Origin of the sequence: Colwellia sp. BRX9-1 (genome assembly GCF_014077195.1) — a bacterium.
GTDB lineage: Bacteria > Pseudomonadota > Gammaproteobacteria > Enterobacterales > Alteromonadaceae > Colwellia_A.
In genome coordinates this window covers 96,004-103,131 of sequence record NZ_JACGVM010000017.1, presented here as the reverse complement: position 1 = coordinate 103,131, position 7,128 = coordinate 96,004, and the positions used below count along the sequence as shown (strand labels likewise).

The window sequence follows — 7,128 nt, the reverse complement described above, 5'->3', positions numbered from 1 at the left end:
GGTTCGAACGTCTTGTTAGAAACATTGGATGTTTGCCGTTCAATATTCGTAACCAACAGAGGCATATTCCACTTATCAAATATAGTAAACTAATCGATTGATAAATGGATTGGTCCAACTATAAGCCATTTAACAAGGACAAGTAAGAGTTCACTATTTGCTCCCTCGTCACTTTTTTAACCAACAATTAAAACCTCTTAATGGGGTGTTAGGAAGCTAAATGAAGGTTCAGCATATCATCGACGATTTAGAGTCTGTCTTTAGCAAGCAGCCTGAAACAAAAGACTATGATGTCGCCTTTGCTTGTTACTCAGAAGATGGGTCAGGAAGTATAGAAATTGACTACGTGGAAGCCTTTGATTGGGATGAAGATGAAGAATTTTTTCTTATTCCTGAAAACTGTGCGAAACACTATGAGCGAGAAGCCGTTAAGTATAAAGCAGCGCACTTTGTAGAAGAATTAAAAAACATTAAAATTGAGAACTTTTCAGAATTTGAAACTTATGTAAGAGAAAAGATTAAAATAGCAAAGGACGGTTCTGTTATTTCATTAAACTCACCTATGTGGGGAACAGGCGTTCACGATATTGAGAAGTTTGTATATTTCTATCACGGTAAAGAGAGAGCTTAGCTAAAGTAATACTGTGATCTCTTTTATCCATTATCTTTTCTTGGTGCCATTTGTAAGCCTAAAGTATCAGTAAAATTATAATTTATGTCTTTTGCGGCCTTAACTTAAATATTGCCTAATGGTTATGCTATTTTGCTATGACACATCAATAGTATAGTAATTAAACAATCAGGTCTTTCTAAATAACATCATAATCATGAGTAATAGATAGTGTTACTTAGAGTGTTAATTAGCGGTGGGATTTCATAACACAATATAGGTCTGTAAAAAGCGTTATAATTTTGCTGATTAGTCGTTTAGATTGGTCTTTAGGCATAAAAAAAGACGTCCTAGGACGTCTTGATTCATTAATATGGTCGGAGTAGCAAGATTCGAACTTGCGACCTCACGTCCCCCAGACGCACGCGCTACCAAGCTGCGCTATACCCCGAATCAGTAAACATTAAGAGGGTTAATCTGTTTACTGCCTGTATAATAATGGTTTAAATACTGATTGCAATATAAAATATAGAAAATCAATCTGTTAGTTTATTTATTGTTCAATTTCTCTGCCTGCTTACTAAACTGCTTAATAAAGTTAACCCCATCAATCATTAATGGAAAATCAGAGTTTACCATTATGGGAGCCGCTAATTGTCGAGAGTAGCTTTGGAAATTACCGTTTTGATCAATAAACACCGATTTGTCTTTACTAAATACCATCATGCCATCGTCCATGGTATTGGCAATAATACGGTCTTTGGATAACCGCAGAACATTTTTACCATTACTATAGGTTGTTTCATTAATTTCACAGTTTAACCATTCCTGTATAAGGGTTGGTTGAATATCCATGTGACTGGTTAAATGGCTCACTGTTTTACTTTTACTTTCAGGTAAAATAAGTAACGAAGGTTTAATAGATAAACTGGTCGCCTTGGTCTTATTGCCAACGGAAGTGATCCAAATAATATCTTTAGTTTGTTTTGTTTTTTGTGCTAGTAGCAAAGCATCCATAAACAATTCAAATTGGTAAGTATTACTGTCAGCAAAATAAAATAAATGTAAGCCTACAGGTAAGCTATTAAGCTTATCAGCAAAGACTAGTGATGAAATATTATCAAGTGTCGTTTGCTGGCTAAATAAATGTTCAAAACCTTGTGATTCTGAAACTAGTTCTTTATTTATCTTGTCATGGATCATTGTGTAAGAACTTGCCAACTTATTTCTGTCTAATAATTGAAAGAGTAAAGGGATCGCCTTTTGTTCTTCCAAGCCTTCTTGGTAAATACTAGGCAAGCTGTAAAACAAGTTAAACCACGCGTTTTTGTGTAAGGCGTTATCTATATGATGTTCGAGCGTTAACTGGTTTTGGGTGTTTCTCTGCTTGAATTGCTTGATTTGCTTATCTGTTAAGCTCACATCGTTAACCACCATAAATACTGATTTTTGTATTGGTGTTTGTGATACACACGCTTCATTGAGCAACGGGTATTGAGGAATAGCATTGGTAAAGGCTAGTGGGCTTGTTGTTCTTTCTATGTATGCTTCACGGTCAAACATACCGTATTTGGTGAGTAATGTTTTTGCCGTCGAAGGGTATGACAAAGGTAATACTGTGTCTTGCCTTAAAATATCATATTCTAAGTTCGCATCAGCCCAAATATGTAATAAGTGGCTAAAGAAAAAAGAACAGACTAAACCAATAACAACAAATTTTGCGAAGACGACTTTCTGTAAGTCTCTTAAATGTTTCCACGCATAATTACTCAGAATTAATTCAAAGGCTAAAATAAACAAGGTTAATACGATACTAACAAACCAAAACATACGGCTGTTATGTTGTATTTGCGTGCTAATTAGATCAACAATTTGTGCGCTTGAAGAAGCATTTAGATGGTAACCCAAACTGTTATATATATAAGCATCTAGCAGTAATATTAACAATTGCAGGGTAAAGACCACAGAGGCTGTTGCTCGAATAAAACGGGTATGTGGAAATATTAAGGTGATCGGGAATAGTATTAAAACAAAAGTCATAAAGGTTAAAAAACCCATATGACTAAACCACGTGGTGATTAAATAAAATTGTCCAAGGAATGTCTCGGGACCTCCTTCACTAAAAATATAAAAGGATGATAATCCAATGGCGGCAATTATATTAAAAAAAGTGAACCAATGGCTCCAACTGATCAGGTGTAACAGGCGCTTGCTATACGTTTTTGAATCAAATGCAACCATAGTTAATTATCATTCTCTTATTATTGTAGTTTATCAATTCTATATTTTATGAATATAGTGGTAATTATAGGACCGACTTTTTTAAAGCATTAGTGAAATTGGTTACAATATCAGCTCTTTTTGCTTCAGGAATATTTTTATTAATAATTTCTGTTAAGGTATTTCCTAAGCACATTAGCGCTAGATCAGGGGTTGCAGACTCATTAACTAAAACATTATGTAAATCTTGGATAATTTTTTCTACACGTTCATTCGAATACTTGGATACAATAGGCATCTTAAATACTTAATAGGTTATTTGATAGATTGGTACAAGTTTATCAAATGCCTGAACAATATAAAACTGGCCTTTAACTATGAGCTTAATTATTTCAAACATTGCCCTACATTTTTTAACCAAAAAAGAAGAAACCGGTGAAGTTGTGCTGCGTTTAGGGCCAGAATCTATCGAAATCAGCAATAAGATTGAAAATTTTGTTGATGGACTTCATAAAATCTATAATGCTAAAGCGAGTAAAGCCTACGGACATTTTACCACTATGCCTGCAGCAGGAGATACTGCTCGTTTTGTTGATATTATGGAAAGCTATTTAGGTGAATCACAAAGTTTTTATGCTTTTAGTAGTCAGGCGGCTAATTTATTAAAAAATGAATTGGAAAAATATAACCTGGCAGAAACCGGCTACTTAGTTGTTTGTCACTATGAGTACATGGGCGGTCGTTATTTACTTGCTACAGTGATCCCCGTTTCTGAACATTATTCTGTCGATGGCGAATTAAATATTTCTGCTGACAAACACCTTGATACCGCGCGTATGCAATTAGCAGCGCGTATCGATTTATTTGATTATAAAGAAAACCAGCAAGGTAATAAGTATGTTTCGTTTATCAAAGGTAGAGCGGGTCGTGTTGTTTCTGATTTCTTTTTAGACTTTTTAGGTTGTGAAGAAGGCTTAAATTCCAAAGAACAAACACAAACGTTAGTGCAGGCCGTTGAAGATTATGTTGCTGTTAATCAACTTGATGCGACAGAAAAACAGAATACTCGCAAAGAATTATTGAGTTACTGTAAAGAACAAAAAAGTGCTGCTCAGGATGTCTCCATTCAAGAAATAGGGCAAGTGATCAAGCAAGAGGGCGCCACTCAAGATTTTCACCAATTTTGCCAAGAGCAATCTTATCCGTTGGAAGAATCTTTTCCACATGATCAAACGGTTGTTAATAAGGTCACTAAGTACTCAGGGTATGGTAACGGGATCAGCTTGAGCTTTGAACGCAGTCACTTTGGCGAAGACGTTGTTTACAATGCGGCAAATGAAAGTATTACTATTTATAAAGTACCACCAAATTTAAAAGATCAATTATTAGCGTTATTGCAAACGGCTGATAAGAAAGAGCAAGACGCTCATCAATCTGAAAATACAGAATTTTAAACTTAGTTAACTAATTTATAGGTATAAAAATGACAACATTAACCATTACTCGCCCAGACGATTGGCATGTACATTTACGCGATGGCGATGCTTTAACGACCACAGTTCCAGATACTAGCCGTTACTTTGGCCGCGCTATTATTATGCCAAACTTAGTTCCTCCAGTTACCAATGCTGAATTAGCGACGCAATATCATCAACGCATTATGGCTGCTAATGTAAACGGCTCAAAACAAAGTACGCCATTTCAACCATTAATGGTGCTTTATTTAACTGATAAAACCACCGTACAAGAAATATACGACGCTAAAGCAACGGGTCTTGTTTTTGCTGCTAAGTTGTATCCTGCTGGGGCAACGACAAACTCTTCTTCTGGTGTGACGAGTGTTGATAACATCGCTGATGTACTTACAGCAATGCAAGAAGTGGGCATGCTTTTATTGATCCACGGCGAAGTGACTGACAGCCATATTGATATATTTGATCGTGAAGCGATATTTATTGAAACTATTTTAACGCCCTTAGTAGCAAAATATACGGAATTAAAAATAGTTTTAGAACATATAACCACTAAAAATGCGGTTGAATTTGTTGAGCAAGCAGGTGATAACGTTGCGGCGACAATTACCGTTCACCATTTATTATTTAATCGTAACGATATGTTAGTTGGCGGAATTAAACCTCATTACTACTGTCTACCTATTTTGAAACGTAACATTCATCAACAAGCATTAATTGCTGCAGCAACTGGAGGCAGTCGTAAATTTTTCTTAGGCACTGATTCTGCTCCTCACCCACAACATGCCAAAGAATCTGCTTGTGGCTGTGCGGGATCTTATACGGCACATGCTGCAATTGAGCTTTATGCTGAAGCATTTGAAGCAGCAGGGGCCTTGGATAAATTAGAGGGCTTTGCGAGTTTACATGGGCCAGCATTTTATAATTTACCCGTTAATAACGATAAAATAACTTTAGAAAAAGCCCAATGGCATGTACCAGCGACGATGTCGTTTGGTCATGATGTTGTTGTGCCAATCCGTGCTAACGATACTATTGCTTGGCAAGTAAAAGACTAGATTTAAATAGGAAGTAATAATGCAATTATTTGTAAATGATTTAACGGTCATTGATTTTTCATACTGTTGCCAGGAACGTGGCATTGTCGGCGAGAGTTGGATCGTTGATGTACTCCTTGATGGTGCTCTCAATGAAATGAGCATGGTGCTTGACTTTGCTGTGGTTAAAAAGCAAATTAAAGCAATTATAGATGATGCTGTTGATCATAAATTATTATTACCGATGAAAAACGAATGTATTACTGTTTCTGATTCATTACATCAGGAAAACCATGAATATGTTGATTTTATTAGTGAGCGAGCCAGTTACTATTTACAGTCACCAAAATGTGCTTTTGCTAAAATTACTAGCGATACGATTGATGTAGCATCTGTTACTGAGCATTTAACCGCAATAATTCTTGAGCAATTACCACAAAATGTTCAAGGTCTTAAGCTAACCCTTCGACCAGAGAATATAAGTGGCGATTTTTACCACTACACCCATGGTTTAAAATTACATGACGGAAATTGTCAGCGTATTGCCCATGGTCACCGTTCTACTATTCATATCTTACAAAAAGGTCAACGGGTAGCTGCATTAGAAAAAGCTTGGTGCTTACGTTGGCAAGATATTTATATTGCTTCAGATGTTGACCGTGTTGCAAAAGCAGATATTGAACTGTCAAATTTTGCTCAACATAATTTGACGCCCGATCACCATTTCTTTTCTTATACCGCGCCACAAGGTCGCTTTGACATAGCGGTTGAGAATAAGGTATTAGACGTTGTCGATTGTGACTCAACCGTTGAGCTTTTAGCCGACTTTATTGCCAGACAATTAGTTGCTGATAATCAAAGTGATGTAACGGTTGTTGCCTTTGAAGGTGTTGGTAAAGGCGCTATTGCAAATGCTTAATACTAAAAAAATTAAGCTTATAACCTTTTGTTTAGTCGGTGTTTTTTTTAGTCCGCATACGTTTGCTGATATTAAGCTTTCGGGAGAAATAAAGCAGGGCGCTTTAGTCATAGGTAAAACAGCTAATAATAATGTTGTTACTTTTGATGGGAAAGTGCTGCCTTTATCTGCATATGGCGATTACGTTTTTGGATTTAGCCCCGATGATGAGAAAACACATCAATTAGTGATCACTCAGCCAAATGGTGAAAAAGAATTAAAGTCTTTAACACCGGCAAAGCGTCAATACGATATACAGCGTATTGAAGGTATTGCCAAAAAAATAATGAACCCAAATCCGAAAGCTATTACTCGTTCTAAGCAAGATGGCGCGCAAGTGAGTGCAGCCAGAAAAACCTTAAGTACTAAAACTGATTTTGCTAACGGATTTATTGCACCAATAACAGGTATTATTACTGGTGTTTATGGTAGCCAACGGGTTTTTAATGGTGTGCCTAAACGTCCACATTATGGTTTAGATTACGCAGGAAAAACCGGCGATCCAGTCAAAGCTCCCGCAGCGGGCACTGTGGTAATGTTCGTACCTGATATGTTTTATTCAGGTGGCACTATGATAATTGATCACGGTCATGGTATTACTTCTAGTTTTTTACATTTAAGTAAATCTTACGTTAAAACCGGTGACGAAGTTAAAAAAGGACAAGTTGTTGCTGCCGTTGGCTCTAGTGGCAGAACTACAGGTCCTCATTTAGATTGGCGTATTAATTGGTTCAATATGCGCTTAGATCCCGCATTAGCGTTAAGAGCTGTTGCCATTAAATAGAAAATATTAACGCTATATATTAAGGTCTACATTCATTTATTAAGTCA

Annotated in this window: 7 protein-coding genes and 1 tRNA gene; 5 read left to right on the top strand and 3 right to left on the bottom strand. The window is 36.4% G+C overall.

Features of this window, described 5'->3' with window-relative positions; genetic code table 11:
* The first annotated feature begins 220 nt into the window (after positions 1–220).
* Positions 221–631, top strand: coding sequence for a hypothetical protein (locus H4J76_RS15140; RefSeq protein ID WP_182215160.1), 411 nt, complete (start codon positions 221–223; stop codon positions 629–631).
* 353 nt (positions 632–984) lie between these two features.
* Here the strand turns inward: H4J76_RS15140 and H4J76_RS15135 are convergent.
* From H4J76_RS15135 to H4J76_RS15125, 3 genes are all read right to left on the bottom strand, one after another.
* Positions 985–1,061, bottom strand: a tRNA-Pro gene (locus tag H4J76_RS15135).
* A 98-nt stretch (positions 1,062–1,159) separates the two neighbouring features.
* Positions 1,160–2,851, bottom strand: coding sequence for a DUF3413 domain-containing protein (locus H4J76_RS15130; protein ID WP_182215162.1), 1,692 nt, complete (start codon positions 2,849–2,851; stop codon positions 1,160–1,162).
* Between the two features lie 64 nt (positions 2,852–2,915).
* Positions 2,916–3,128 (bottom strand): DUF1414 domain-containing protein, encoded by a 213-nt coding sequence (locus tag H4J76_RS15125; RefSeq protein ID WP_070373583.1) that lies wholly within the window; start codon positions 3,126–3,128, stop codon positions 2,916–2,918.
* A 79-nt stretch (positions 3,129–3,207) separates the two neighbouring features.
* Here H4J76_RS15125 and yejK point away from each other — a divergent pair, with 79 nt between their 5' ends.
* From yejK to H4J76_RS15105, 4 genes are read left to right on the top strand one after another with little or no spacing between them, the layout of a single operon-like run.
* Positions 3,208–4,284: a nucleoid-associated protein YejK gene (gene yejK, locus H4J76_RS15120; protein ID WP_070373582.1), complete on the top strand. Its 1,077-nt coding sequence runs from the start codon at positions 3,208–3,210 to the stop codon at positions 4,282–4,284.
* 29 nt (positions 4,285–4,313) lie between these two features.
* On the top strand, positions 4,314–5,360 hold the full coding sequence (pyrC, locus tag H4J76_RS15115; RefSeq protein WP_182215164.1) for a dihydroorotase: 1,047 nt from the start codon (positions 4,314–4,316) through the stop codon (positions 5,358–5,360).
* A gap of 19 nt (positions 5,361–5,379) precedes the next feature.
* Positions 5,380–6,258, top strand: a complete 879-nt coding sequence (locus tag H4J76_RS15110) for a 6-carboxytetrahydropterin synthase (RefSeq protein WP_182215166.1) — start codon at positions 5,380–5,382, stop codon at positions 6,256–6,258.
* Entirely contained in the window at positions 6,251–7,081 is an 831-nt protein-coding gene (locus H4J76_RS15105; RefSeq protein ID WP_182230904.1) for a M23 family metallopeptidase, read from the top strand. The genes H4J76_RS15110 and H4J76_RS15105 overlap by 8 nt, the downstream gene beginning before the upstream one ends.
* The last annotated feature ends 47 nt before the right edge of the window (positions 7,082–7,128 follow it).

Coding starts and splice junctions, on each gene's coding strand:
- yejK (WP_070373582.1), top strand. CDS start 3,208: ATGAGCTTAATTATTTCAAACATTGCCCTACATTTTTTAACCAAAAAA.
- pyrC (WP_182215164.1), top strand. CDS start 4,314: ATGACAACATTAACCATTACTCGCCCAGACGATTGGCATGTACATTTA.
- H4J76_RS15110 (WP_182215166.1), top strand. CDS start 5,380: ATGCAATTATTTGTAAATGATTTAACGGTCATTGATTTTTCATACTGT.
- H4J76_RS15130 (WP_182215162.1), bottom strand. CDS start 2,851: ATGGTTGCATTTGATTCAAAAACGTATAGCAAGCGCCTGTTACACCTG.
- H4J76_RS15105 (WP_182230904.1), top strand. CDS start 6,251: ATGCTTAATACTAAAAAAATTAAGCTTATAACCTTTTGTTTAGTCGGT.
- H4J76_RS15140 (WP_182215160.1), top strand. CDS start 221: ATGAAGGTTCAGCATATCATCGACGATTTAGAGTCTGTCTTTAGCAAG.
- H4J76_RS15125 (WP_070373583.1), bottom strand. CDS start 3,128: ATGCCTATTGTATCCAAGTATTCGAATGAACGTGTAGAAAAAATTATC.